At 56.8% G+C, this 24282-nt stretch carries 22 protein-coding genes and 1 pseudogene; 16 read left to right on the top strand and 7 right to left on the bottom strand.

Going from position 1 to position 24282, the window contains the following annotated elements; translation table 11 throughout:
* Positions 1–59: 59 nt before the first annotated feature.
* Together VZP09_RS04395 and VZP09_RS04390 are read left to right on the top strand one after the other, a co-directional pair.
* A complete protein-coding gene (locus VZP09_RS04395) occupies positions 60–1361 on the top strand; it encodes an MFS transporter (protein ID WP_002895884.1) in 1302 nt (433 codons plus the stop codon).
* A 15-nt stretch (positions 1362–1376) separates the two neighbouring features.
* A complete protein-coding gene (locus tag VZP09_RS04390; RefSeq protein ID WP_002895882.1) occupies positions 1377–3740 on the top strand; it encodes a glycoside hydrolase family 31 protein in 2364 nt (787 codons plus the stop codon).
* Between the two features lie 155 nt (positions 3741–3895).
* Here VZP09_RS04390 and VZP09_RS04385 read toward each other — a convergent pair whose 3' ends face one another.
* A complete protein-coding gene (locus tag VZP09_RS04385) occupies positions 3896–5488 on the bottom strand; it encodes an ABC-F family ATPase (RefSeq protein ID WP_328794921.1) in 1593 nt (530 codons plus the stop codon).
* Positions 5489–5536: 48 nt separating this feature from the next.
* Here VZP09_RS04385 and VZP09_RS04380 point away from each other — a divergent pair.
* Both VZP09_RS04380 and ldtB read left to right on the top strand, forming a co-directional pair.
* Positions 5537–6452 (top strand): annotated as a pseudogene (locus tag VZP09_RS04380) (tyrosine-protein phosphatase).
* Between the two features lie 200 nt (positions 6453–6652).
* On the top strand, positions 6653–7567 hold the full coding sequence (gene ldtB / locus VZP09_RS04375; RefSeq protein WP_002895871.1) for a L,D-transpeptidase: 915 nt from the start codon (positions 6653–6655) through the stop codon (positions 7565–7567).
* 144 nt (positions 7568–7711) lie between these two features.
* Here ldtB and VZP09_RS04370 read toward each other — a convergent pair whose 3' ends face one another.
* The 4 genes from VZP09_RS04370 to mntR all read right to left on the bottom strand — a co-directional run bounded on the left by VZP09_RS04370 (position 7712) and on the right by mntR (position 11625).
* On the bottom strand, positions 7712–8428 hold the full coding sequence (locus tag VZP09_RS04370) for a GntR family transcriptional regulator (protein ID WP_004151705.1): 717 nt from the start codon (positions 8426–8428) through the stop codon (positions 7712–7714).
* Positions 8429–8496: 68 nt separating this feature from the next.
* Positions 8497–9873 carry a glycoside hydrolase family 1 protein gene (locus VZP09_RS04365; protein ID WP_032438608.1) on the bottom strand — a complete coding sequence of 459 codons (1377 nt, stop codon included), beginning with the start codon at positions 9871–9873 and terminating at the stop codon, positions 8497–8499.
* Between the two features lie 169 nt (positions 9874–10042).
* Positions 10043–11155 (bottom strand): anion transporter, encoded by a 1113-nt coding sequence (locus VZP09_RS04360; RefSeq protein WP_032414716.1) that lies wholly within the window; start codon positions 11153–11155, stop codon positions 10043–10045.
* Positions 11152–11625 (bottom strand): manganese-binding transcriptional regulator MntR, encoded by a 474-nt coding sequence (mntR, locus tag VZP09_RS04355; protein WP_004183487.1) that lies wholly within the window; start codon positions 11623–11625, stop codon positions 11152–11154. The genes VZP09_RS04360 and mntR overlap by 4 nt, the downstream gene beginning before the upstream one ends.
* Positions 11626–11810: 185 nt before the next feature.
* Here mntR and mntS point away from each other — a divergent pair, with 185 nt between their 5' ends.
* Both mntS and VZP09_RS04345 read left to right on the top strand, forming a co-directional pair.
* Positions 11811–11936 carry a manganase accumulation protein MntS gene (gene mntS / locus VZP09_RS04350; RefSeq protein ID WP_002895851.1) on the top strand — a complete coding sequence of 42 codons (126 nt, stop codon included), beginning with the start codon at positions 11811–11813 and terminating at the stop codon, positions 11934–11936.
* 268 nt (positions 11937–12204) lie between these two features.
* Positions 12205–13785 carry a phosphoethanolamine transferase gene (locus VZP09_RS04345; RefSeq protein ID WP_002895847.1) on the top strand — a complete coding sequence of 527 codons (1581 nt, stop codon included), beginning with the start codon at positions 12205–12207 and terminating at the stop codon, positions 13783–13785.
* Between the two features lie 90 nt (positions 13786–13875).
* On the opposite strand, the gene ompX is transcribed toward VZP09_RS04345, so the two are convergent.
* A complete protein-coding gene (gene ompX, locus VZP09_RS04340) occupies positions 13876–14388 on the bottom strand; it encodes an outer membrane protein OmpX (protein ID WP_002895845.1) in 513 nt (170 codons plus the stop codon).
* A gap of 351 nt (positions 14389–14739) precedes the next feature.
* Between ompX and rhtA the strand changes: the two genes are divergently transcribed.
* The 6 genes from rhtA to ybiO all read left to right on the top strand — a co-directional run bounded on the left by rhtA (position 14740) and on the right by ybiO (position 21334).
* Positions 14740–15627 (top strand): threonine/homoserine exporter RhtA, encoded by an 888-nt coding sequence (gene rhtA, locus VZP09_RS04335; protein WP_032411096.1) that lies wholly within the window; start codon positions 14740–14742, stop codon positions 15625–15627.
* Between the two features lie 237 nt (positions 15628–15864).
* Positions 15865–16368 (top strand): DNA starvation/stationary phase protection protein Dps, encoded by a 504-nt coding sequence (gene dps / locus VZP09_RS04330; protein ID WP_002895841.1) that lies wholly within the window; start codon positions 15865–15867, stop codon positions 16366–16368.
* 408 nt (positions 16369–16776) lie between these two features.
* Positions 16777–17523: a glutamine ABC transporter substrate-binding protein GlnH gene (gene glnH, locus VZP09_RS04325; RefSeq protein ID WP_328794920.1), complete on the top strand. Its 747-nt coding sequence runs from the start codon at positions 16777–16779 to the stop codon at positions 17521–17523.
* 125 nt (positions 17524–17648) lie between these two features.
* Positions 17649–18308: a glutamine ABC transporter permease GlnP gene (glnP, locus tag VZP09_RS04320; RefSeq protein WP_002895837.1), complete on the top strand. Its 660-nt coding sequence runs from the start codon at positions 17649–17651 to the stop codon at positions 18306–18308.
* Positions 18305–19027 carry a glutamine ABC transporter ATP-binding protein GlnQ gene (gene glnQ / locus VZP09_RS04315; RefSeq protein ID WP_004142040.1) on the top strand — a complete coding sequence of 241 codons (723 nt, stop codon included), beginning with the start codon at positions 18305–18307 and terminating at the stop codon, positions 19025–19027. The genes glnP and glnQ overlap by 4 nt, the downstream gene beginning before the upstream one ends.
* Before the next feature lie 111 nt (positions 19028–19138).
* On the top strand, positions 19139–21334 hold the full coding sequence (ybiO, locus tag VZP09_RS04310) for a mechanosensitive channel protein (RefSeq protein WP_328794919.1): 2196 nt from the start codon (positions 19139–19141) through the stop codon (positions 21332–21334).
* Positions 21335–21336: 2 nt separating this feature from the next.
* Here the strand turns inward: ybiO and rlmF are convergent, their stop codons facing one another.
* Positions 21337–22251 (bottom strand): 23S rRNA (adenine(1618)-N(6))-methyltransferase RlmF, encoded by a 915-nt coding sequence (gene rlmF, locus VZP09_RS04305; RefSeq protein WP_002895831.1) that lies wholly within the window; start codon positions 22249–22251, stop codon positions 21337–21339.
* A 96-nt stretch (positions 22252–22347) separates the two neighbouring features.
* Between rlmF and VZP09_RS04300 the strand changes: the two genes are divergently transcribed.
* From VZP09_RS04300 to ybiJ, 4 genes are all read left to right on the top strand, one after another.
* A complete protein-coding gene (locus VZP09_RS04300) occupies positions 22348–22962 on the top strand; it encodes a flavin reductase family protein (protein WP_002895828.1) in 615 nt (204 codons plus the stop codon).
* Positions 22963–23101: 139 nt separating this feature from the next.
* Complete coding sequence (locus VZP09_RS04295; protein ID WP_004183485.1) at positions 23102–23362, top strand: YdgH/BhsA/McbA-like domain containing protein; 261 nt, start codon at positions 23102–23104, stop codon at positions 23360–23362.
* A 20-nt stretch (positions 23363–23382) separates the two neighbouring features.
* Positions 23383–23649, top strand: coding sequence for a DksA/TraR family C4-type zinc finger protein (locus tag VZP09_RS04290; protein ID WP_002895824.1), 267 nt, complete (start codon positions 23383–23385; stop codon positions 23647–23649).
* Positions 23650–23934: 285 nt separating this feature from the next.
* On the top strand, positions 23935–24195 hold the full coding sequence (ybiJ, locus tag VZP09_RS04285) for a DUF1471 family protein YbiJ (RefSeq protein ID WP_004176772.1): 261 nt from the start codon (positions 23935–23937) through the stop codon (positions 24193–24195).
* Positions 24196–24282 lie beyond the last annotated feature (87 nt).

Here is a 24282-nt window from a genome sequence, read left to right as displayed (position 1 = left end):
GTGACCACTCAGGGAAAGAGGCCGTCACTTTCNNNTACAAACGTCTTGTGGAGTGTGCTATGAGTCAAGGCCTCAACAATGATATCGCCGTCAGCAAAACGCGCCGGGTAGTGAAAAACCTGCGCTGGTGGGTGCTGGTCCTGTTTTTACTTGGCGTTACCGTCAACTACATCACACGCAACTCGCTGGGAATTATCGCGCCGGAACTGAAAGCGACCCTCGGCATTACTACCGAACAATACTCGTGGATCGTCGGCGCGTTTCAGCTGGCTTACACGATTTTCCAGCCGCTGTGCGGCTGGCTTATCGACGTCATCGGCCTGAAGCTTGGCTTTATGATCTGCGCCACCCTGTGGGCGCTGGCCTGTATCGCCCACGCCGGGGCCGGTAGCTGGCTGCACCTGGCTATGTTGCGCTTCTTTATGGGTGGGGCCGAGGCGGCCGCTACTCCGGCCAACGCCAAAACCATCGGCGAATGGTTTCCGAAATCTGAACGCCCGATTGCCGCCGGCTGGGCTGGCGTTGGGTTCTCCATCGGCGCGATGCTGGCCCCGCCGATCATCTACTTCGCTCACGCCTCCTTCGGCTGGCAAGGGGCGTTTATGTTTACCGGCGCGCTGGCGCTACTGTGGGTAGTACTATGGTGGGCCTTCTATCAGACCCCGGAAAAGCACCCCAATCTCAGCAAAAGCGAGCTGGAGTACATCAAACAGGATAACGAAGCCCCGCCGGTAAAACAGCCCTTCTTTACCGCGCTCAAAACCGTCTCGAAAAATAAACGTTTCTACGGGATCGCCATTCCCGCCTTTATGGCCGAGCCCGCCTGGGCGGTGCTGAGTTTCTGGGTGCCGCTGTACCTGGCGAAAGAGCACGGCATGGATTTGAAGCAGATCGCCATGTTTGCCTGGCTGCCGTTTCTCGCCGCCGATCTCGGCAGCGTGGTCAGCGGCTACCTCACCCGCCTGTATGTTCGCTGGTTCGGCTGTACGCGAGTGAACTCGGTGATCGCCAGCTCGGTAACCGGCGCGTTCCTGATGCTCTCCCTGGCCCTCGTCGCCATCACCCGCGATCCCTATATCACCATCATCCTGATCTCCATTGGCGGCTTCGGCCATCAGATCATCTCCTGCATGCTCAGCGCGCTGGTGGTGGAGTCTTTCGACAAGGGACAAATGGCGACGGTCAACGGTATGCGCGGCTCCGCAGCGTGGATCGCCAGCTTCTTGTTCTCGTTATTAATCGGGGTGACCGCCGACAAAATCGGCTTCAACCCGCTATTTATCGCCATGGGTTTCTTTGACCTGATTGGCGCCGTTTTCCTGGTGGCATTTATTGCTGAACGTCGCGCCAAGCGCGCCTGAGAGTGGATGTAAGATATGAAGACGCTGAAACACTGGAGTTTGCATCAACAGCTGGAGCATCACGTTGAACTGACGGTCGATGGCCAGCACACCCTGTGCCTGTACGTACTGGAAGAGAATTTGTTCCGCGTCCTGCTAAAACGCCAGGGCCAGCTGGCGCTGGATCGCACCTGGAGCATCGCTCCGCAGCAGGATGTGCCGTGGGAAGGCCGCGCCCGGGATGACCTCAGCGGTTTTAGTCTCCCGGCCTGGCAGCTGGCCCAGGAGGGCGATACGCTGACTATCGCCACCCGCCAGCTGCGCGTCACCGTTCACCAGCCGCTGTGGCTGGAGTGGAGCTATCGCGACGAGGCCGGCGAATGGCAGCCGCTTGCCAATGACCGTCCGACCAGCGCCTACCTGGCGAATGCCCACGGCGACGGCGTCGCCCATTATCTGAGCCGCCGCAAAGACGAGCGTTTTTACGGCCTGGGCGAAAAGGCCGGCGACCTGCAGCGCACCGGTAAACGCTATGAGATGCGTAACCTCGATGCCATGGGCTACAACGCCGTCAGCACTGACCCGCTGTATAAACATATTCCGTTCACCATCACCCAGCGCAGCGATATCAGCTACGGCCTGTTCTATGACAACCTGAGCAGCTGCTGGCTGGATCTGGGGAACGAGATCGACAACTACCACACCGCCTATCGCCGCTGGCAGGCGGAAGCCGGTGACATCGATTATTACCTGTTTACCGGTAAGCAGGTGCTGGATGTGACCAAAGCCTTCGTTCGCCTGACCGGTAAAACGCTGTTTGGACCCAAATGGAGCCTCGGCTACAGCGGCTCCACCATGCACTATACCGACGCGCCGGATGCGCAAAATCAGCTGATGAACTTTATCCGCCTGTGCGAACAGCACGCGATCCCCTGCGATTCGTTCCAGCTCTCTTCCGGCTATACCTCAATCAACGGCAAGCGCTACGTCTTTAACTGGAACTACGACAAGGTGCCGCAGCCCAAAGTGATGAGCCAGTCGTTTCACGATGCCGGGTTGAAGCTGGCCGCCAATATCAAACCGTGCCTGCTGCAGGATCACCCGCGCTACGGCGAGGTGGCGGAGCGCGGTCTCTTCATTCGCGATTCGCAAACTGACGCTCCGGAGCGTTCCAGCTTCTGGGATGATGAAGGGTCGCATCTCGATTTCACCAATCCGCAAACCGTGGCCTGGTGGCAGGAAGGCGTGACCACCCAGCTACTGGAGATGGGCATCGATTCGACCTGGAACGATAATAACGAATACGAAGTATGGGACGGCGAAGCCCGCTGCTACGGCTTTGGCCGCGAAATCGCCATCAAACATATTCGCCCGGTGATGCCGCTGTTGATGATGCGCGCCTCGCTAGAAGCCCAGCAGCGCTTTGCGCCGCAAAAGCGCCCATATCTGATCTCCCGCTCCGGCTGCGCCGGGATGCAGCGCTACGTACAGACCTGGAGCGGCGACAACCGCACCAACTGGGATACGCTGCGCTATAACATCCGCATGGGCCTGGGGATGAGCCTTTCCGGGCTGTTTAACGTCGGCCACGACGTCGGCGGTTTCTCCGGCGATAAACCCGAGCCGGAACTGTTTGTGCGCTGGGTACAAAATGGCGTCATGCATCCGCGCTTTACCATTCACTCGTGGAATGACGACCAGACGGTAAACGAAGCATGGATGTACCCGGAAATCACCCCGGCGATCCGCTCAGCCATTGAGCTGCGCTACCGCCTGTTGCCCTATCTGTACACTCTGCTATGGCAGGCGCATGCTGATGATGAGCCGATGCTCCGCCCGACCTTCCTCGATCACCAGCACGATGCGCAGACCTTCGCCGAATGCGATGACTTCCTGCTGGGCCGCGACCTGCTGGTGGCCAGCGTGGTCGAGCCGGGCGCCCGCCAGCGTGAAGTATGGCTGCCGGATAATCAGGCCGGTTGGTACGATTTCTACAGCCATCAGTGGTTCGCCGGCGGCCAGTGGGTGACGCTGGACGCGCCGCTGGAAAAACTGCCGCTGTTGGTCCGCGCCGGCGCTGGTCTGCCGCTTAGTGAACGTATCAGCCATGTCGATGCGCAAAAAGACGATCGTCGCGAACTGCAGCTGTTCCCGCTGAAAGGTACCGGCTCAACCCGCGGTCTGCTGTTTGAAGACGACGGCGAAAGCTGGGGCTATAAACAGGGGGATGCGCTATGGCTGGAGTGGGAAATGACCTGCAGCGCCAGCAGCATAAACCTGGATATCAACGCCCGCGGCAACTATCGCCCGGCTTGGAAAGCGCTGAAGCTGTCATTACCGGTAGGAGAAAAGCGTAAGCTGCTGGTGAATGGCGTTGAAGGAACGGAGTGGAGGTTCTGACCATAGGCCGGCAGTTTCAGCCAGCGCGGTGAAGACATTAAAGGCAGGTCGCAAGAACCGTAGGTCGGGTAAGGCGTTAGCCGCCACCCGACAAAAAAACGGCACCGCGTGTCGCCCGGGTAAGGCGTAGCCGCTACCCGGGTAACGGACAGGGATTACTCGATACCTTTGCTGCGCAGGTAGTCTTCGTAGTTGCCGCTGAAGTCGATCACGCGGTCCGGAGTGATCTCCAGGACGCGGGTCGCCAGCGAGCTGACAAACTCACGGTCGTGGGAGACAAAGATCAGGGTGCCCTGATACATCTCCAGCGCCATGTTCAGCGATTCAATCGACTCCATATCCAGGTGGTTGGTCGGTTCGTCCATCACCAGGATGTTTGGCTTCTGCATCATCAGCTTACCGAACAGCATGCGCCCTTTCTCGCCACCGGAAAGTACCTTCGCCGGCTTTTTGATATCGTCCTGGCTAAACAGCAGACGGCCGAGGATGCTGCGTACTGCCTGCTCGTCGTCGCCTTCCTGCTTCCACTGGCTCATCCATTCGAAGACCGTCAGGTCGTTTTCGAACTCGTACTCATGGTCCTGCGCGTAGTAGCCGATTTGCGCGTTTTCAGACCATTTCACGCTGCCGTTGTCCGGCTGCAGTTCGCCTACCAGGGTTTTCAGCATGGTGGATTTACCCACGCCGTTGGCGCCCAGAATGGCGATCTTTTCGCCCACTTCCAGCAGCAGGTTGACGTTTTTGAACAGCGGACCTTCATCAAAGCCTTTGGTAAGGGCTTCCACTTCCAGCGCGTTACGGAACAGTTTCTTATCCNGCTCGAAGCGGATAAATGGGTTCTGACGGCTGGAGGCTTTAACCTCTTCCAGCTTGATTTTGTCAATCTGGCGCGCGCGCGAGGTGGCCTGACGCGATTTAGAGGCGTTGGCGCTGAAGCGGCTAACGAAGGACTGCAGGTCCGCAATCTGCGCTTTTTTCTTGGCGTTGTCCGCCAGCAGACGCTCACGCGCCTGGGTGGCCGCGGTCATGTATTCGTCGTAGTTGCCCGGATACACGCGCAGCTCGCCGTAGTCGAGATCCGCCATGTGGGTGCAGACCATGTTCAGGAAGTGACGGTCGTGCGAAATGATAATCATGGTGCTGTCGCGATCGTTCAGCGTCTGCTCCAGCCAGCGAATGGTGTCGATGTCCAGGTTGTTGGTCGGTTCATCGAGCAGCAGGATATCCGGATTGGAAAACAGCGCCTGCGCCAGCAGGACACGCAGCTTCCAGCCCGGCGCGACTTCGCTCATCGGGCCATAATGCTGTTCAACCGGAATGCCGACGCCGAGCAGCAGTTCGCCGGCGCGCGCTTCCGCCGAGTAGCCGTCCATTTCGCCATATTTGACTTCCAGGTCGGCCACTTTGTAGCCATCTTCTTCGCTCATCTCAGCGAGGGCGTAGATACGATCGCGCTCCTGCTTCACTTCCCACAGCTCGCCGTGGCCCATGATGACCGTATCCAGCACGGTGAACGCTTCAAAGGCGAACTGATCCTGACGCAGCTTACCGATGCGCTCGTTCGGGTCGAGAGAAACGTTGCCCAGCGTCGGTTCGAGATCGCCGCCGAGGATCTTCATAAAGGTCGATTTACCGCTGCCGTTGGCGCCGATCAGACCATAACGGTTGCCGCCGCCAAATTTAACGGAGATATTTTCGAACAGCGGCTTACTGCCAAACTGCATGGTAACGTTGCTGGATACTAGCACGGGGATATCCTGAAAAAAGAGTATGAGGGGTGTGATACAGCAGACATTATGCCAGCAAATGACACACTTTTCACGGCCTGCGGTAAATTCCACCGCGGCGCTTGTGCTAAGGTCTTTGTCAGACGAGCCGGAAACCCGCGCTCAAACGGTTATTCTGTACGTATTTATAAGGAGTCCCATGACCAGCAGCCTATCGCGACACCCGGCTTTTTTATCCCTGCAGGGCGGCATCAATTTTCGCGACCTGGGCGGCCAGCTTGCCGCCGATGGACGCCGCGTCCGCAGCGGCAAGCTATTGCGATCCGGCGCGCTAAACCGGTTAACGGCGGAGGATCTCAACCACCTCGATACTTTGCCGCTCAGCCGGGTGCTCGACTATCGCGACCCCGGAGAGGTAGCCCGTACTCCGGACAAGCTTAGCCCGCTTACCTATTATCTTAACGCGCCGGCCAATCCGCCGGTGAGCGAGGTTAATGCGAAGGTCACCGAACTGAATGCCGCCACCCTTAACGCGCTGAACGGCGAGCAGTTTATGCTGCAACTCTACCGCCAGCTGCCGTTTAACAACCCGGCCTATCGCCAGCTCGCCGCCTGGCTGACCACGCCTTTTGAAGGCGCTTTACTGCAACACTGCGCGGTCGGCAAAGATCGCACCGGCGTCGGCTGCGCGTTAACGCTGTTCGCCGTCGGCTGCGACAGCGAAACGGTGATGGAGGAGTATCTCCTTACCCACGGCATGCTGACGCAGGTGGAGGCCTGGATGTTGGAGCTGCTCGGCAACGACCTCACTGCCCAGGGGCGCCAAAGCCTGGCGGATATTCTGACGGTAAAAGAGTCCTATCTCGCCGCCGCGCTGTCGGCTATTCACCAGCGCTATGGCACCGTCGACGCCTGGCTGGCGGCAGAGTACCAGCTTACCGCGCCGGTTCGCGCCGCGCTGAAGGCCCGGCTGCTGGAAGAGTAACCGCCCTTTACCCGCGCGGCGAGCGATGCTTCGGCCGCCTGCCGGACCGCGGCAGCCGAGGCGACAGGGAAAAAAATGTGATTTCGTACACATCTGATTTACCTGTTCAGCGGAATGCACATATAATGCGCTCCCATCTACTGTCTCAATCATTAACAAAGGCCTGTGTGGCGTTGATTTCGCACACGACATTAAAGACTATGAAATTATCTACACTCTTAGCGGCAGCCTTCGCCATCGTAGGCTTTTGCAATACAGCGTCTGCTGTCACCTATCCTTTGCCAACCGATGGCAGCCGTTTGGTTGGTCAGAATCAGGTCATTACCATTCCGGATGATAACAAACAGCCGCTGGAATACTTCGCGGCGAAATATCAGATGGGGCTTTCCAACATGCTGGAAGCCAACCCGGGGGTGGATACTTACCTGCCGAAGGGCGGTAGCGTCCTGAACATCCCTCAGCAGCTGATTCTGCCGGATACCGTGCATGAAGGGATCATTATCAACAGCGCGGAAATGCGTCTGTACTACTACCCGAAAGGCACCAATACCGTGATCGTTCTGCCGATCGGCATCGGCCAGTTAGGTAAAGATACGCCGATCAACTGGACCACCAAAGTCGAACGCAAGAAGGCCGGCCCGACCTGGACACCGACCGCCAAAATGCATGCTGAATACGCCGCCGCCGGCAACCCGCTGCCCGCCGTCGTACCGGCCGGTCCGGATAACCCGATGGGGCTGTACGCGCTGTATATCGGCCGTCTGTACGCCATCCACGGCACCAACGCTAACTTCGGTATCGGCCTGCGCGTGAGCCACGGCTGCGTGCGTCTGCGTAACGATGACATCAAATTCCTGTTTGAGAACGTGCCGGTCGGCACCCGCGTACAGTTTATCGATGAGCCGGTAAAAGCGACCACCGAGCCGGACGGCAGCCGTTACATCGAGGTGCACAACCCGCTGTCGACCACCGAAGCGCAGTTCCAGGGCGGCGAGATCGTGCCGATCACCCTGACTCAGCCGGTACAGGCAGTTACCAGCCAGTCTGATGTCGATCAGAACGTGGTTGAGCAGGCTATCCAGAACCGCTCCGGTATGCCGGTGCGTCTGAACTAAGTTGTGCTGACAAGAAAAACGGCGGGCCTGATGCCCGCCGTTTTTTTNTCGGCATTTTCCCTCGAGGCGGCTAACGCTCGCCCGGGCTACCAAACCCTACCACGCCGTAACCCCGCTATGCGCAGNGCCAGCAGGAGCCCCGGCCTAGCCGTTATTCACCAGAATAATCCCGCCGTGATCGTAGCGATAATGGCAGTGGGCGTACTCCAGCGGCGTGCCATCCTCCAGATAGATAACCTGCTCCACCTCCAGCACCGGATCGGTCGGTTCGCAGTGAAGATGCTGTTTATCCAGTTCCCCGGGCTTCATCGCCCGCACCACGCGGTAAGATCCCATCAGCTTCAGCCCCAGCGTCTCCTGCACATAGCGAAACACGGAACCTTCCAGATGGCTTTTGGTTAACCCCGGCACCAGCCCCACCGGCATGACCGTCAGATCCAGCGATACCGGCTCGCCGTTGAGCAGCCGCAGGCGAACAAAGTCATACACCGGGGCATCGGCGTCGATAAGCAGCGAACTTTGCTCCTTGTCGCTGGGAAAGCGCACCGCAAAGCGCACCACTTCGCTTTGCACCTCGCCAAGATGCTCCCAGGTTTTGGTGGCGCCGAAATAGTCGCTGCCGGGCAGCTCCCACTGCGACAGCTGAAGGAAATTTTTCCGCACAAAGGTGCCCTGCCCTTTACGGGTATAGATCAGCCCTTCGACGATTAACTGGCGCATCGCCTGCTGGATGGTCATCCGGCTGGTGCTGAACTCCGCCGCCAGCGCAAACTGGTCGGGTAGCGGCGCGCTGGCAGGATACTGCTGGCTGATGATGCGTTTTTTTATTTCCCGCGCGATTTGCAGATACTTCGCCGTCATTTCCCGGTCCTTATCCATTCAGTGTGTGGCTGGCAGGCTGGATACACCATCTGACCGCCAGGGCTGCGTTACATCGCTTCGCCGTTGCTGCGGAACACCTGCTTCAACCATGCATAGCTCTTCTTCGGCACCCGCCGCAGGTCCTTGAGGTCATGGTTTTCGCGATTGACGTACACCACGCCGTAGCGCTTACGCATATCGCCCTGTGAGCTCAGGATATCGATTAATCCCCAGCCGAGATAGCCGATCACCTGCGCCCCATCCTCAAAGATGGCCGCTTTCATGGCGTTGATATGGTCGCGATGGTAAGCGATACGGTAATCGTCGGCAATGGGATGTTCGCCGTCCCAGGACTCAATCACCCCGATGCCGTTTTCAATCGGGAACACCGGCAGGCGCCAGTCGTTATAGTAACGAGTGATGATCGTCCGGAAGCCCAGCGGATCAATCTGCCAGTTCCATTCCGTCGCTTTCAGGAACGGGTTATCCTGGTTGCCAAACAGCATATAGTTGTTGACCGCCGTTCCCGGCGGGATCGCGTCGCTGTTCAATGTGCGGCTGGCGTAATAGCTGAACGCCAGATAATCGACCTTCACCGTCGCCATCAGGGCGAGATCCTCCGGACGATAGATATCATCGAACCCTTCCGCGGCGACAAAATGCATCACCTCCGGGCTATAACCCTCACCCGCGTAGGCGCGCAGCAGGTTCTGGTTTAAGAACTCATCCAGCTCCTGGGCGCAGTGGATATCGCGTGGTTTGCAGGTAGCCGGATAGACCAGAGCGTGAGCCAGCATTCCGCCCATCTGACACTGCGGCTTCGTCTGGTGCAGATAGTGAGTCAGATGGACGTGCGCCATCATCACATGATGCTGGATCAGATACAGTTCGCGCAGGGTCTTCTCCCCCTGCAGATAGCCGGAAATCAGAAACGCTTCCGGCGAATGGTACAGATTCTGCTCATTAAAGGTGAGCCAGTATTTCACCTTGTGGCCATAGCAGGCGATCATCTTCTGGCCGTAGCGGATAAAAGCGTCCATCACCCGGCGGTCGGTAAAACCGTTGTAGCGCTCCGCCAGCGACAGCGGCATATCGAAGTGGTACAGGCAGATCATCGGCTCAATGCCGCGGGCGATCAGTTCATCTATAAATTGATGGTAGAAGGCAATCCCCTGTTCATTGAATTCGCCATCTCCGTCAGGGCACACCCGGCTCCAGGCGATCTGAAAACGGTAGCAGTTCATGCCCAGATCCTGCATCAAATCGAAATCTTCCCGATAACGATGATAAGAGTCGGTCGCCACCTTCCAGTCGGAGGCGAACTCCGCCGGTTGACGGATATCATACACCGACATCCCCTTGCCACCCTCGTTCCACGCCCCCTCCGTCTGCATGCTGGAGACGGAATTTCCCCATAAAAAATCTGCCGGTAGTCTGTTCTTCATGCTGCGCCTCGGTATATGACTAGTCATTTAAACGTAATGACTAGTCATATACCGGAAAGTGAAAAGGTAAGCAAAGGCCGGGATCGGTTTCTGTGAGCCGGACAAAAAAAGATCGCCCCGAAAGGCGATCCTGGCGATCGAAGTGAATGATGGCGCGATTCTGTTTAGATCAGGCGCTGAGTTTGAAGAGCCAGTAGCCGCTGAGTGCCGCCCATAGCAGCATTGGAATGGAGTAGAGATGGAAGCGCCACCAGATGCGCCGATCGCTGGCCATACGCAGGGCGATAATATTGGCCAGCGAGCCCGGCAGCAGGCCAAAGCCGCCCACGTTAACCGCCCAGGCGAGCAGTATCGACGGCGGGACATAGTTGAGCAACAGAATAGTCGAGGGCACATTACTGATCACCTGCGACAGGCCAATAGCGGTCAGCCACAGTCCACCGCCGGAGAGGGTCCCCACCCCGCTCAGCACCTGGTGCAGCGCCGGAAGCTGGGTCAGCAGATGGACGTCAATAAACATCACCATAAACACCAGCAACAGCGACCAGTCGACATGGACGATCACCGCCCGGGCCAGCACCAGGAAGCCCAGCAGCACCAGCGCCAGCCCCCACAGGGCCTGATTCATCTCCAGCGCCGTCAGAAACACCACATACAGTCCCAGACAGCTCCAGACGAGCTTAGGTTGCCATGACGGCGCCCTGTCGCTGCTCTGGTAACTTAGCCGCTTCGCCGGAAAACAGAACCAGCACAGCGCCAGCAGGGTCAGCATCGTCGCCGCTGCCAGAGGCAGCATCTGACCGATAAACCCGAAGAAAGAGAGGCCGGATCGTCCCCACAGCAAAATATTCTGCGGGTTGCCGATCGGCGTCAGCAGCGAACCGGCGTTCACCGCCAACGCTTCGAAAATAATCAGCCGGTTCACCGGGATGGCGCACCATTTTTTTAGCGTCAGCGTCAACGGCACCACAATAAACAGCGCAACGTCGTTGGTAAGAAAGGTAGACAACAGCGCCGCCGCCAGCACCATAAAGATGGCCAGCTGGCGCTCAGTCACAAAGCGGCGGGCCATTTTTCGGCCCAGCACGTCAAAATAGCCGCTCAGTTCGATCCCCTTAGTCAACAACATCAGGCCGCTAAGCGTGACGATGGTATGCCAGTCAATGGCCGCCGGCCAGCTTGCCGGGACAAACGGCACGATGGCGCTGAGCACGCAGGCGATAATCAGCAGCAAATGGAGAAAACGATCGCGCAGCAGCGACTGGACGAAGGGAAGAGTCATGCTTCCTGAGATCCCTGTGTTTGGGTAAATTTCAGGAACATCGCCAGCGTCTCTTCGCTCACGTGATGCTCCATCCCTTCCGCATCACGTCGGGCAATCTCCGCGCTGACGCCGATCGCCAGCAGGAAGTTCTCCACGATTTGATGGCGCTCGCGGCTCTCCTGGGCTAGCTTCTCACCTTCCGGGGTTAAGAAGATCCCGCGCCAGGGGATCTGTTCAATAAGACCGACGCTGGCCAGGCGTTTGAGCATTTTAGCGACCGTAGGTTGCGAAACGCCAAGACGCGCGGCCATATCCACCTGGCGCGCCTCGCCCACTTCGTTGATCAGATCGGAGATCAGCTCCACATAGTCATCGATCAGCTCGCGGCGATGCGCTTCCCGCACCTGGCGAAACCCTTCCACGTGCTCTTCAACATTCACTAACTGCGTCACTTTTTTTGTTATTGGCTTACCTGCGCGACGGTTCATTGTGCTTCCTCATTCGTGTGACGCGTCAAGCATCGTATAAAAAGATCCACATTGTAATGGATTGCGCCAAGAGCACAAAAAATTAACGTTTTAGCCATAGCTATAAAATATAGCCTGTGCTATATCTGTATATAATGCAAACATCCATCAGGGAATGACGGAGCGAACTGGCAGGAGGAGAGCAGATGAATGAATTCAAGAGGTGCATAAACGTGTTTAGCCATTCACCCTTTAAAGTACGATTAATGCTGATCGGTATGCTGTGCGAGATGATCAACGGTAAACCGCAGCAGGGCAAACCCAATTCCTAAGGCGGCGTCGCGGTACGCCGCTTCATTTTTCTGTCATTTTCTGCCGGTAAAATGACCGGTTCCCCCCGTTTCCCTGACCTTTTTTCAAGTTTTGTAAGCGCCCTCGCAAAACAATCTGTTATGTCTGGTTGACCTTACCATTTACAAGCCCTATCTTTGCACAGCCCTGCCACATTCGCGGCTCGCAGAGACCCTCTTCACGCACTGTCCAGCAGGTTTTACCCCTTGACGCCAGGGGATGCGCATGGCCTCTTTTTGATTGTTTACTATGAATGTCACCACCCTGAAAGATACGCTGGTCGCCCGCCGACTGGCACTGAACCCATGGACGGGATTCTACTTTTTACAGTCGCTGTTAATTAACCTGGCGCTGGGCTATGAATTTAGCCTGCTTTATACCGTGGCATTTACCTGCGTGTTACATCTGCTCTGGCGCGCCTTTCCGCGCGTCCAGAAAGCGGTGGTCGGCGCCTATTCCCTGCTGGCGGCTCTGTACTATCCCTTTGGCCAGGCCTACGGTGCCCCCAACTTCAACACTCTGCTGGCGCTGCACGCCACCAACGTGGAAGAGTCTACGGAAATCCTGACCATCTTCCCGTGGTACAACTATCTGCTGGCGGTCTTCATCTTCGCTCTCGGGGTCATTGCGGTTCGCCGTAGGATCGTTGAGCCATCACGCTGGGGAAAAATGGATACGCTGGGCCTGCTGTTCAGCATCGGGATCTTCTTTCTCCAGCCGGTGCAAAACCTTGCCTGGGGCGGTGTATTCAAGGTGATTGACACCGGTTATCCGGCCTTTCGTTTTGTCAAAGACGTGGTGGTGAATAACAACGAGGTGCTGGACGAACAGGCGCGGATGGCGCAGCTGGCTGGCATGAAAGACAGCTGGCACGTGCTGGCGGTAAAGCCAAAATACCATCTCTATGTGGTGGTGATCGGTGAAAGCGCGCGCCGCGATGCCCTCGGCGCTTTCGGTGGCCATTGGGACAACACGCCGTTTGCCAGCTCGGTAAACGGTTATCTGTTTAACAATTACATCGCCGCCAGCGGCTCAACGCAGAAATCGCTCGGCCTGACGCTTAACCGGGTGGTCGATGGCAAACCACAGTATCAGGATAACTTTGTCACCCTCGCCAACCGCGCCGGTTTCCAGACCTGGTGGTTCTCCAACCAGGGGCAAATTGGCGAGTACGACACCGCTATCGCCAGCATCGCCAAACGGGCGGATGAAGTACAGTTCCTGAAAAACGGCGATTTCGAAGCCAATAAAAACACCCAGGACGAGCAGTTGCTGAAGCTGACCGAGCAGGTGCTCTCAACCCAGCGTACCCAGCCGCAGCTGATTGTCCTGCACCTGATGGGCTCTCACCCACAGGCCTGCGATCGGACCAAGGGCAAATACACGGTTTTCGTTCAGTCGAAAGAGACCTCATGCTACCTCTACAGCATGACGCAGACCGATTCGCTGCTGGCTAAGCTTTATCATCAGTTGCAAAATTCCGGTGACACTTTTTCCCTGACCTATTTTTCCGATCATGGTCTGGCGTTCAAGGAGCGGGGCAAAGAGGTGCAGTATCTGGCGCATGATGATAAGTTCCAGCAGAACTTCCAGGTGCCGTTTATGGTGCTATCCAGCGATGACAAAGCGCATAAAGTGATTAAGGCGCAGCGTTCGGCGAATGATTTCCTCAGTTTCTTCTCCCAGTGGACCGGGATCCAGGCGGCGGAAATCACCCCACGCTATCGGTTTATCTCTGAGCAAAAGGCCGGTCCGGTGTACATCACCAACTTCCAGCTGCAGAAGGTGGACTACGCTCACCTCGGTACCGATGAGTTCACAGTCAATTAATCGCGCCGGCCCGGCCAGTCGCCCGGGCCGGCCGTCAGCAGGCAAAAAAAATCCGCCCCGAGAGGCGGATTTTTCATATCACCGGAGTGATTAGAAGCGGTAACCCACGCCAGCAATCCAGGTGCCGACGTCAACGTTACGAATACGAGACTGCTCGTAGGAGAAGTCCAGAGCAACGTTTTCGATCGGGTTGAACTGCAGACCAGCACCGTAGGAGAAACCGTAGTCGCTCATATCGGATTTATGAGGGTAGTTGTTGTTCTGGAATTTACCGTAACCAACACCCACTACGCCGTAGATGCTTGCCCAGTCGTTCAGACGGTAAGCCGGACCAGCGGTGATGCCGTAGTACTGACCTTTGTTGTAAGTACCGTTGCTGTTGTTATCCTTCTCGGTGTAGGTGAAGGAACCGATAACGCCCAGCGGGTTGTTATCTTGCTCGTAACGGTATTTCAGGTTGAAACCGCCAGCTTTGTTCGCTTTACCCTGCATGTCGCTCTGCGCGTAACCGCCGGTTACGGTAGAAGTTGCAGCAAATGCAGTGGTACCTACGGATGCAGCCAGAACAACGGCCAGTGCTGAAAGACGTGCAATTTTATTCATAACCACCTCAAATGTGTTTCTAATAAGTCCTAAGCCTTAAATATATCAAAAACTTTTGGGAAACTCTTTGGAGTTTACATTGTCTAACATACTTTTTCATGTAACCAAAAGTTTCCATATTTCTGTAACAATATGGAAAACAACAATTTTTGGCGTTAACTTACATCTTAACGCTCATTAAGAAATTCGCAAGCATCCAGATTAATCCTAACCGCCTGGTGAATTTCTCAGCAGTTTTCGCCATTGTACTGTTTTTGCCCCTGTTTTTTTCAACATTAGCTCAACCGCCGGCAGGTAATTCCAGTACACTGGAACTTTTACCCCTTTTGACAAAACCTGACAGGAGAAAGGATGCCCGGTCCATCCAGAAAAGCGGCGGCATGGTTGCCGATACTGGTGATTTTAGTCGCCATGACCTCGATTCAAAGCGGCGCATCGCTTGCTAAATCGCTGTTCCCGGTGGTCGGCGCCCCGGGCGTCACCGCCCTGCGTCTGGCGCTGGGAACGCTTATTCTGGTGGTGGTGTTCAAGCCATGGCGGCTACGTTTCTCCCCGGCGCAGCGCGTGCCGCTGCTACTGTACGGCCTGGCGCTCGGGGCGATGAACTATCTCTTTTATTTATCCCTGCAGCGCATTCCGCTCGGCGTGGCGGTGGCCCTGGAGTTTACCGGCCCGCTGGCGGTGGCGCTGTTTGGTTCGCGCCGCCCGCTGGATTTTGTCTGGGTGGCGCTGGCGATCCTCGGACTATGGTATCTTCTGCCGCTGGGGCAGAACGTGGCGCAGGTCGATTTAACCGGCGCGCTGTTCGCCCTCGGCGCCGGGGCGTGCTGGGCGGTCTATATTCTGACCGGACAGCGTGCCGGTGAAGAGCATGGTCCAGCCACGGTAGCGATGGGGTCGCTCATCGCCTCGCTGGTGTTTGTGCCGTTAGGCATGGCGCAGGCCACCGATACGCTGTGGCAGTGGTCGCTGCTGCCGCTGGGTTTGGGGATCGCGATTCTCTCCACCGCGCTGCCCTACTCCCTCGAGATGATGGCCCTGACGCGCTTGCCGACGCGCACCTTCGGCACGCTGATGAGCCTTGAGCCAGCGTTAGCTGCCCTCTCCGGTATGATCTTCCTCGGTGAAACGCTGAAGCTCTCCCAGACCCTGGCGCTCGGCGCGATCATTATCGCCTCGATGGGCGCCACGCTGACTATGCAACGGCAGACTAAAGTCGAGCAGGTCGATATCAATTAACATTCTGTTACGGCGCCGGCCCGAGAGAAATCCGGGCCGTTCAGCCGAATATAAACACCTGATATTTAAATATTTTTAAAATAACCAACCACTTTGCGCTATCGGAGTGATATAGCCTGCCGATGCCTCACTCTTGAAAACCCTTGCTATACTTATTTCCGAAGTCATTTGGGACAACGCTCCACATCATTCAGATCTGAAGTGTGATGAGCATCAATATCAAGAGGATATGAAACGATGAGTACCGCAAAACTGGTTAAATCAAAAGCGTCTAATCTGGTCTATACCCGCAACGATGTCGCTGACAGCGAAAAGAAAGCGACCATTGAGCTGTTGAATCGCCAGGTGATCCAGTTCATTGACCTGTCACTTATCACCAAGCAGGCACACTGGAATATGCGCGGTGCGAACTTTATCGCCGTGCACGAAATGCTGGATGGCTTCCGTACCGCGCTGACCGAACATCTGGACACCATGGCCGAGCGCGCGGTGCAGCTGGGCGGCGTCGCCCTGGGTACCACTCAGGTCATTAACAGCAAAACCCCGCTGCAGAGCTACCCGCTGGACATCCATCACGTTCAGGATCACCTGAAAGCCCTGGCTGACCGCTACGCGGTAGTGGCGAACGATGTGCGTAAGGCGATCGACGAAGCAAAAGACGAAGACACTGCAGATATCTTCACCGCGGCTTCCCGCGATCTGGATAAATTCCTGTGGTTCATTGAAGCCAACATCGAGTAAGGCTTTGCCGCCGGCCCAGCGCGGTCGGCGGCGCCTCAGCGTTTCTCCCTGCCCTATATTCCATCCTTTGCTTTTCATCCTCCACTGGCCTTGCACCGTTTCAGGGCACCAGATTGATGAAAATGCGCGCAAAAGTAAAAAGATTGTAATAATCACCTCACACAATCGTTACGTCGAGATTGTTTTCCCATCAGGGTTTGCGCTAAAAATGGGCTGGTAATTCAGCACCCTTATGACGCACCAAAATGACGCCCCATCATGGTGCAGTCACTGCCTGAAATGATCGTTCTTGTGCAACGACTTACGCTTCGTTTGTTGAAAAACAACAGCTTGTAAAAGTGGCACGATTTTTTCATTAGGCTAGTCGTTCTCGCAGGGGATCGTCCCGTGGATATAAAAGGAAATGCTATGAAGTCTGTATTTAAAGTTTCACTGGCTGCACTGACCCTGGCTTTTGCGGTTTCTTCCCATGCCGCCAATAAGACCCTGGTTGTCGCCACCGATACGGCGTTCGTCCCGTTCGAATTTAAGCAAGGCGATAAGTATGTGGGTTTTGACGTTGACCTGTGGGCGGCTATCGCCAAAGAGCTGAAGCTCGACTACACCCTGAAGCCAATGGACTTCAGCGGCATTATCCCGGCGCTGCAAACCAAAAATATCGATCTGGCGCTGGCGGGGATCACCATTACCGACGAGCGTAAAAAAGCGATCGACTTCTCCGACAGCTACTACAAAAGCGGCCTGCTGGTGATGGTCAACGCCAATAATAACGACATCAAAGATGTCAAAGATCTGAACGGTAAAGTGGTCGCGGTGAAGAGCGGCACCGGCTCCGTTGACTACGCGAAAGCCAATATCAAAACCAAAGATCTGCGTCAGTTCCCGAACATCGATAACGCCTATATGGAGCTGGGAACCGGTCGCGCGGATGCCGTGCTGCACGATACGCCGAATATTCTGTACTTCATCAAAACCGCGGGCAACGGTAAGTTCAAAGCGGTAGGCGAATCACTGGAAGCGCAAAACTACGGTATCGCCTTCCCGAAAGGCAGCGACGAGCTGCGTGAGAAAGTGAACGGTGCGCTGAAAACGCTGCGCGACAATGGTACCTATAACGAAATTTATAAAAAATGGTTCGGCACTGAACCCAAATAATAAAAACGTACTTCGCCGGACCGAGGTCCGGCGACACCACAACGGTCTTCCGGCACAGGCTCGGCGGGAGACGGTATTTTGGCGGAGGCTTTCCTCTGCTCTCGACACGGTAACAGGAACGTATTATGCAGTTTGACTGGAGTGCCATCTGGCCTGCCATTCCGATTTTGCTGGAAGGCGCCAAAATGACGCTGTGGATTTCCGTCCTCGGCCTGGCCGGCGGTCTGATAATTGGTCTGGTGGCCGGTTTCGCCCGCTGCTTCGGCGGCTGGATCGCCAACCACATCGCGCTGGTCTTTATTGAAATCATTCGCGGCACCCCGATTGTGGTGCAGGTTATGTTCATCTACTTTGCGCTGCCGATGGCCTTTAGCGATCTGCGCATCGACCCCTTCTCCGCGGCGGTAGTGACCATCATGATAAACTCGGGCGCCTATATCGCGGAAATCACCCGCGGCGCGGTGCTCTCCATACATAAAGGCTTCCGCGAAGCGGGCCTGGCGCTTGGCCTGTCGCGTCGCGAAACCATTCGCCACGTGATCCTGCCGCTGGCGCTGCGCCGCATGCTACCGCCGCTGGGCAACCAGTGGATCATCAGCATCAAGGATACCTCGCTGTTCATCGTCATCGGCGTCGCCGAACTGACCCGTCAGGGACAGGAGATCATCGCGGGCAACTTCCGCGCGCTGGAAATCTGGAGCGCTGTAGCCGTGATCTACCTGATTATCACCCTGGTCCTGAGCTTTATTCTGCGTCGTCTTGAAAGAAGGATGAAAATCCTGTGATTGAATTTAAAAACGTCTCCAAGCACTTTGGTCCGACCCAGGTGCTACACGATATCTCTCTGAAAATTAATCAGGGTGAAGTGGTGGTCATTATCGGCCCTTCCGGTTCCGGTAAATCAACGATGCTGCGCTGCATCAATAAGCTGGAAGAGATCACCAGCGGCGATCTGATTGTCGATGGTCTGAAGGTCAACGACCCGAAGGTGGACGAACGTCTGATTCGTCAGGAAGCCGGGATGGTTTTCCAGCAGTTTTATCTGTTCCCGCACCTCACGGCGCTGGAAAACGTGATGTTTGGCCCGCTGCGGGTACGCGGCGCCAGCAAGCAGGCGGCAGAGAAGCAGGCGAAAGAGCTGCTGGCGAAAGTCGGTCTGGCTGAGCGCGCGCATCACTATCCGTCCGAACTCTCCGGCGGCCAGCAACAGCGTGTGGCCATCGCCCGCGCGCTGGCGGTGAAGCCGAAGATGATGCTGTTTGATGAACCGACCTCCGCGCTCGACCCGGAGCTGCGCCATGAAGTGCTCAAGGTGATGCAGGACCTGGCGGAAGAGGGCATGACGATGGTGATTGTGACCCACGAAATCGGCTTTGCCGAAAAAGTGGCCTCGCGACTAATCTTTATCGACAAAGGACGAATTGCTGAAGACGGCAATCCCCAGGAGCTGGTGAAGAACCCGCCCAGCCCGCGCCTGCGTGAATTCCTGCAACACGTCGCCTGACCCACAACGGCTCTCTCCCCCACGATGAGAGCCGCTTTTCCAGAATCCTCTTCCCTCCCCTTCCGCCAGCGGCTTCTATACTTACCCGTTTACGTTGCAACGGAGGTGCCCATGCCGTGGATCCTGCTTTTGCTCGCTGCACTGTTTACTGCCCCGCTTTCCGCCGCCACCCTCCCCGGCGTGCCGACGGCTAACACTGATAAAAACAGCGCCAGCGAACCCGATGTGGAACAGAAAAGAGCGGCTTATGCCGCACTGGCCGATGTGCTGGCCAACGACTCCGCCCGTCAGGAGCTCATTGACCAGCTGCGTAAAGCAGCCGCCACGCCGCCGCCCGACAGCACCCCGACGCTGACGCCACCGGCGGTCAAAGAAGAGACCACGGTACTGGAGAACGTCACCCAGATAAGCCGGGAATATGGCGAACAGCTCTCATCACGCTTTTCCCAGCTGTGGCGCAATATCACCGGCTCACCGCATAAGCCCTTTAATCCGCAAACCTTTACCAGCGCGGCCTGGCATTTTTTACTGCTGGCCGGGCTGGTGTTTGCCTTCTGGTGGCTGGTACGCCTCGCGGCGCTGCCGCTGTATCGCAAAATGGGCGAATGGGGACGGCATAAAAACCGCGATCGCGGTAACTGGCTTCAGCTGCCCCTGACCATCGCCGGGGCGTTTATCATCGACCTGCTGCTGCTGGCGCTAACCCTGTTTGTCGGTCAGCTGCTAAGCGATCGCCTGAATGGGAATAACCCTACCATCGCCTTCCAGCAGAGCCTTTTCCTCAACGCCTTCGCGCTGATCGAGTTTTTTAAAGCTATTCTGCGGCTCATTTTCTGCCCGCGCATTCCTGCCCTGCGGCCCTTTAACCTCAGCGACGAGGCCGCGTCATACNGGAGCCTGCGCCTGAGCGCGCTCAGCAGCCTGATTGGTTACGGTCTGATCGTCGCGGTGCCGATTATTTCCAATCAGGTGAATGTTCAGGTTGGCGCACTGGCTAACGTCGTCATCATGCTGTGCATTACGCTGTGGGCGCTGTACCTGATTTTTCATAACAAAGCGGTGATTACTCAAGGGTTGATCCACCTGGCCGACCACTCACTCGCTTTCTTTAGCCTGTTTATCCGCGCCTTCGCGCTGGTCTGGCACTGGCTGGCCTGCGCCTACTTTGTGGTGCTTTTTTTCTTTTCCCTGTTCGACCCGGGCAACAGCCTGAAATTCATGATGGGCGCCACCCTGCAAAGCCTGGCGATTATCGGCGGCGCGGCGCTGGTATCTGGCATCCTGTCGCGCTGGATAGCCAAAACCATCACCCTGTCGCCCGCCACCCAGCGCAACTACCCTGAACTGCAAAAGCGGCTAAATGGCTGGATCTCCGCCTCGCTGAAGGCGGCGCGCATTCTCACCGTCTGTGTCGCCATCATGCTGCTGTTGAGCGCCTGGGGCCTGTTTGACTTCCGGGAATGGCTACACAACGATGCCGGGCAAAAAACGGTGGATGTGCTGATCCGCATCGCCCTGATCCTCTTCTTCTCCGCCATCGGCTGGACGGTTCTGGCCAGCCTGATTGAAAACCGGCTGGCATCGGATATTCATGGCCGTCCGCTGCCCAGCGCGCGGGCCCGGACGCTGCTGACGCTGTTTCGCAACGCGCTGGCGGTGGTGATCAGCACCATCACGGTGATGATCCTGCTCTCGGAAATTGGGGTAAACATTGCGCCGCTGCTGGCGGGCGCCGGGGCGTTAGGGCTGGCCATTTCGTTTGGTGCGCAAACCCTGGTCAAAGACATTATCACTGGCATATTTATCCAGTTCGAGAACGGGATGAACACCGGCGACCTGGTCACCATCGGTCCTTTGACCGGCACCGTGGAACGAATGTCGATTCGCTCCGTGGGGGTACGTCAGGATACCGGCGCCTATCACATTATTCCCTGGTCCTCGATCACCACCTTTGCCAACTTCGTGCGCGGCATTGGCTCGGTTGTGGCTAACTATGACGTTGACCGCCATGAGGATCTGGATAAAGCCAGCCAGGCGCTGAAGGCGGCGGTGGACGATCTGCTGGCCCAGGAGGAGATCCGCGGTCTGATCATTGGCGAACCGTCGTTCGCCGGGCTGGTGGGGCTGAGCAATACCGCCTTTACGCTACGCGTCAGCTTCACTACCCTGCCGCTGAAGCAGTGGACGGTGCGTTTTGCCCTCGACACCCAGGTGAAAAAGCACTTCGATCGCGCCGGGGTTCGCGCGCCGGTACAGACCTGGCAGCAGCTGCCGATGCCGGGCGCCGACAGCCCGGCCGCCGAGTAGCGTTAGAATGGACGACGGCGTTTGGCGTCGTCCATAAAGCTCCAGGCGATAAAGCGACTTTGCTTTTGCCCCTGGGCCATCTCCTTTTTCACCACTTTCACTGCGCCGACCTCGGTCAGCAGGCGGTAGAGCGGCGGCAGATTATCGCCGCGCGACACCAGCGAGGTAAACCATTTCACCTGGCGGGCGAAGGCCTGGCTTTCGCGGATCATCTGCGAGATAAAGGCTACTTCGCCCCCTTCGCACCACAGCTCCTGCTGCTGACCGCCAAAATTAAGGCCGCTTTCGGCGCCGAGTCCGAGGTTGCGGCGCTTGCGCTCGCCCCCCGCCCGGGCGCTCTCTGCGGAGTCATGGAACGGCGGATTACACAGCGTGGCGTCGTAGGTCTCGTTTTTATGGATCACGCCGTGAAAGATAGCCTGGCTCTCTTTTTGCCGGCGCAGGCGGATCTGCCGGGTCAAGCCCGGGTTGCCATTGATAATCGCCTGCGCGCTGGCGAACGCCTGCGGGTTGATTTCACTGCCGGTAAAGCGCCAGCCATACTCGTGAGCGCCGATCAGGGGATAGATGAGGTTGGCGCCGGTGCCAATATCAAGGATCGTGGCATCCTTCGGCACCTCGCCGCTATCCCCGGCCAGCAGATCCGCCAGATGATGAATATAGTCGGCCCGCCCAGGCACCGGCGGACAGAGAAAGCCGTCAGGAATGTCCCAGTGTTTGACCGCGTAGAAATGCGCCAGCAGCGCTTTATTCAACGCCTTCACCGCCTGNGGATTGGCAAAATCAATGGTCTGCTCACCCAGCGGATTGAGCGTAATGTAGCCCTGCAGGTCAGGATGGGCCTGGCAGAGCGCGGGCAGGTCGTAGCGTTGATGGTGGCGGTTACGCGGGTGTAACCCCGGTTTCTGGGCTTTCATGACAATCTCCTTTGAACAGCCGCGTAAGATACCCGTTGACGGCGGCGCGGTAAATAAGGGAGTCTGGATATCTCCATTATCCGTGACAGGTGCAGCATGTACTTTTATCAACCTTCGCAGGGCCACGGCCTGCCGCATGACCCGCTGAACGCGATAATCGGGCCTCGCCCGATAGGCTGGATCGCCTCCCAGGACGCCGAGGGCCAGCGTAATCTGGCGCCATACAGCTTTTTTAACTGCTTTAACTATCGGCCGCCAATCATTGGTTTCGCCAGTAGCGGCTGGAAAGACAGCGTGCGAAATATCGTCGAAACAAAGGAGTTCGTCTGGAACCTGGCGACGCGACCGCTGGCCATGGCGATGAATGAAACGTCAGCCTCGATTCCGCACCATGAGGACGAATTCGTGCGCGCCGGCCTCACCGCCGCCGCCAGCCGCCTGGTCAGCGCTCCACGGGTCGCGGAGAGTCCGGTGAACTTTGAGTGCCGTCTGTCGCAGTGTATTCAACTCACCACCGCCGACGGCAACCCTGTCGATACGTGGCTGGTGCTCGGTGAAGTGGTCGCCGTGCATATCGATGAATCACTACTGGACAACGGTATCTATCAAACCGCCCGCGCCCAACCGATCCTGCGCGCCGGTGGCCCGAGCGCCTATTACGGTATTGATGACAGCCTGCGCTTTGACATGATCCGCCCTGACGCCCGCTAAATAATCTACCGGCCAGAGTAGCGCTCCCCTGCGCCGGTAGCATGCAAAACGCACTGTTTTGCATTAAACATTCCCTGTCGCGCGGTCTGGAAAGACCTACACTTAAGCTATGTCCCATGCGGTTTATGAGGATATGCTGATGAAATTCGTCTCGCTGCTGTTCGCCGCGGCGCTCACCGCTCATGCCACCGCGGCCTCTCCCCTGCCACCGCCACCCGTACTGCCCTATAACGGGCCGCTCCGCCCTGTCGGCACCGTCTCCGCCTTCGGCGCCAGCACCCTGGACGACCTGGCGGCCGCCCTCGCGGATAAGGCCCACCGTCATGGGGCGATAGCCTGGCGGATCAATGCCGCCAGCAGCGGTAACCGGCTGTACGGTTCAGCTATAATTTATCAATAACCTTTTACAGGAGGCAGACGATGGCATCAGGTTGGGCAGGCGACGGCGCCGTACAGGATCAGATCGACAGCACTATTGACGATGCGGTGGCTCGCGCCCGCCGCGAGCTTCCGCGCGGCGAAAGCAACAAATTTTGTGATGAATGCGGAGAGCCGATTCCGGAGGCCCGGCGACAGGCCATCCCAGGGGTCAGATACTGCGTGAAGTGCCAGCAGGAGAAAGATTTACATAACAATACATTTTCAGGATATAATCGTCGCGGCTCAAAGGATAGCCAGCTACGTTGACTTTCCTTTACCGTTTATGACAGCCTTTCGCATTATCTTTTCGCGCACACTTTTTGGCGGAAAAAGTCGCAATATGTGCCCTTAAGCGCGCCGGTGTTCCTCGCTTCGCCGTCAGACGAAAAGAAGGAGAAATAATTTATTAATAATCAGTAAATTATTAATCATTCAAAAAATTCGATAAAGACTGTGAATTTACTTCGATTTTATCTCCCGCAGAAAAGCGTGATACTTATCACATCGACGGAACATCGTCCCCTGAACAGAACAACCTGCGAGAGACTAACTATGAAAAACATCAAATATGCTGCCGCTGCCATCGCTCTGACTGCTCTTTCCTTCGGCGCCTTTGCCGCCGAACCGGTTACCCCCGCTCAGGCTGAAAGCATGAATAAGATCGGCGTGGTGTCTGCGCAAGGCGCAACCACTTTAGATGGTCTGGAAGCAAAACTGGCTGCTAAAGCCGAAGCCGCTGGCGCGACCGGCTACAGCATTACTTCCGCTAACACCAACAACAAACTGAGCGGTACTGCGGTTATCTATAAATAATCGCTGCACCCATCTGTAAGCCACTGAATTAACCCTGAAAAGACCTTTAATACCCTTGCCTTGCCCGTCCGAGCCACCGGACGGGCT

The organism is Klebsiella sp. EMBS2024, from assembly GCF_036233805.1.
GTDB classification, from domain to species: Bacteria; Pseudomonadota; Gammaproteobacteria; order Enterobacterales; family Enterobacteriaceae; genus Klebsiella; species Klebsiella pneumoniae.
Note: the sequence above shows the minus strand (reverse complement) of the source record. Positions and strands in the feature narration are given on the sequence as shown.

Bases quoted from the DNA above. Each gene is read 5' to 3' on its own strand.
- dps (WP_002895841.1), top strand. From the start codon at position 15,865: ATGAGTACCGCAAAACTGGTTAAATCAAAAGCGTCTAATCTGGTCTAT.
- VZP09_RS04360 (WP_032414716.1), bottom strand. From the start codon at position 11,155: ATGACTCTTCCCTTCGTCCAGTCGCTGCTGCGCGATCGTTTTCTCCAT.
- VZP09_RS04295 (WP_004183485.1), top strand. From the start codon at position 23,102: ATGAAATTCGTCTCGCTGCTGTTCGCCGCGGCGCTCACCGCTCATGCC.
- ybiJ (WP_004176772.1), top strand. From the start codon at position 23,935: ATGAAAAACATCAAATATGCTGCCGCTGCCATCGCTCTGACTGCTCTT.
- VZP09_RS04290 (WP_002895824.1), top strand. From the start codon at position 23,383: ATGGCATCAGGTTGGGCAGGCGACGGCGCCGTACAGGATCAGATCGAC.
- glnP (WP_002895837.1), top strand. From the start codon at position 17,649: ATGCAGTTTGACTGGAGTGCCATCTGGCCTGCCATTCCGATTTTGCTG.
- VZP09_RS04390 (WP_002895882.1), top strand. From the start codon at position 1,377: ATGAAGACGCTGAAACACTGGAGTTTGCATCAACAGCTGGAGCATCAC.
- rhtA (WP_032411096.1), top strand. From the start codon at position 14,740: ATGCCCGGTCCATCCAGAAAAGCGGCGGCATGGTTGCCGATACTGGTG.
- mntR (WP_004183487.1), bottom strand. From the start codon at position 11,625: ATGAACCGTCGCGCAGGTAAGCCAATAACAAAAAAAGTGACGCAGTTA.
- glnH (WP_328794920.1), top strand. From the start codon at position 16,777: ATGAAGTCTGTATTTAAAGTTTCACTGGCTGCACTGACCCTGGCTTTT.
- ompX (WP_002895845.1), bottom strand. From the start codon at position 14,388: ATGAATAAAATTGCACGTCTTTCAGCACTGGCCGTTGTTCTGGCTGCA.
- VZP09_RS04300 (WP_002895828.1), top strand. From the start codon at position 22,348: ATGTACTTTTATCAACCTTCGCAGGGCCACGGCCTGCCGCATGACCCG.
- mntS (WP_002895851.1), top strand. From the start codon at position 11,811: ATGAATGAATTCAAGAGGTGCATAAACGTGTTTAGCCATTCACCCTTT.
- VZP09_RS04345 (WP_002895847.1), top strand. From the start codon at position 12,205: ATGAATGTCACCACCCTGAAAGATACGCTGGTCGCCCGCCGACTGGCA.
- VZP09_RS04395 (WP_002895884.1), top strand. From the start codon at position 60: ATGAGTCAAGGCCTCAACAATGATATCGCCGTCAGCAAAACGCGCCGG.
- VZP09_RS04365 (WP_032438608.1), bottom strand. From the start codon at position 9,873: ATGAAGAACAGACTACCGGCAGATTTTTTATGGGGAAATTCCGTCTCC.
- VZP09_RS04370 (WP_004151705.1), bottom strand. From the start codon at position 8,428: ATGACGGCGAAGTATCTGCAAATCGCGCGGGAAATAAAAAAACGCATC.
- ldtB (WP_002895871.1), top strand. From the start codon at position 6,653: ATGAAATTATCTACACTCTTAGCGGCAGCCTTCGCCATCGTAGGCTTT.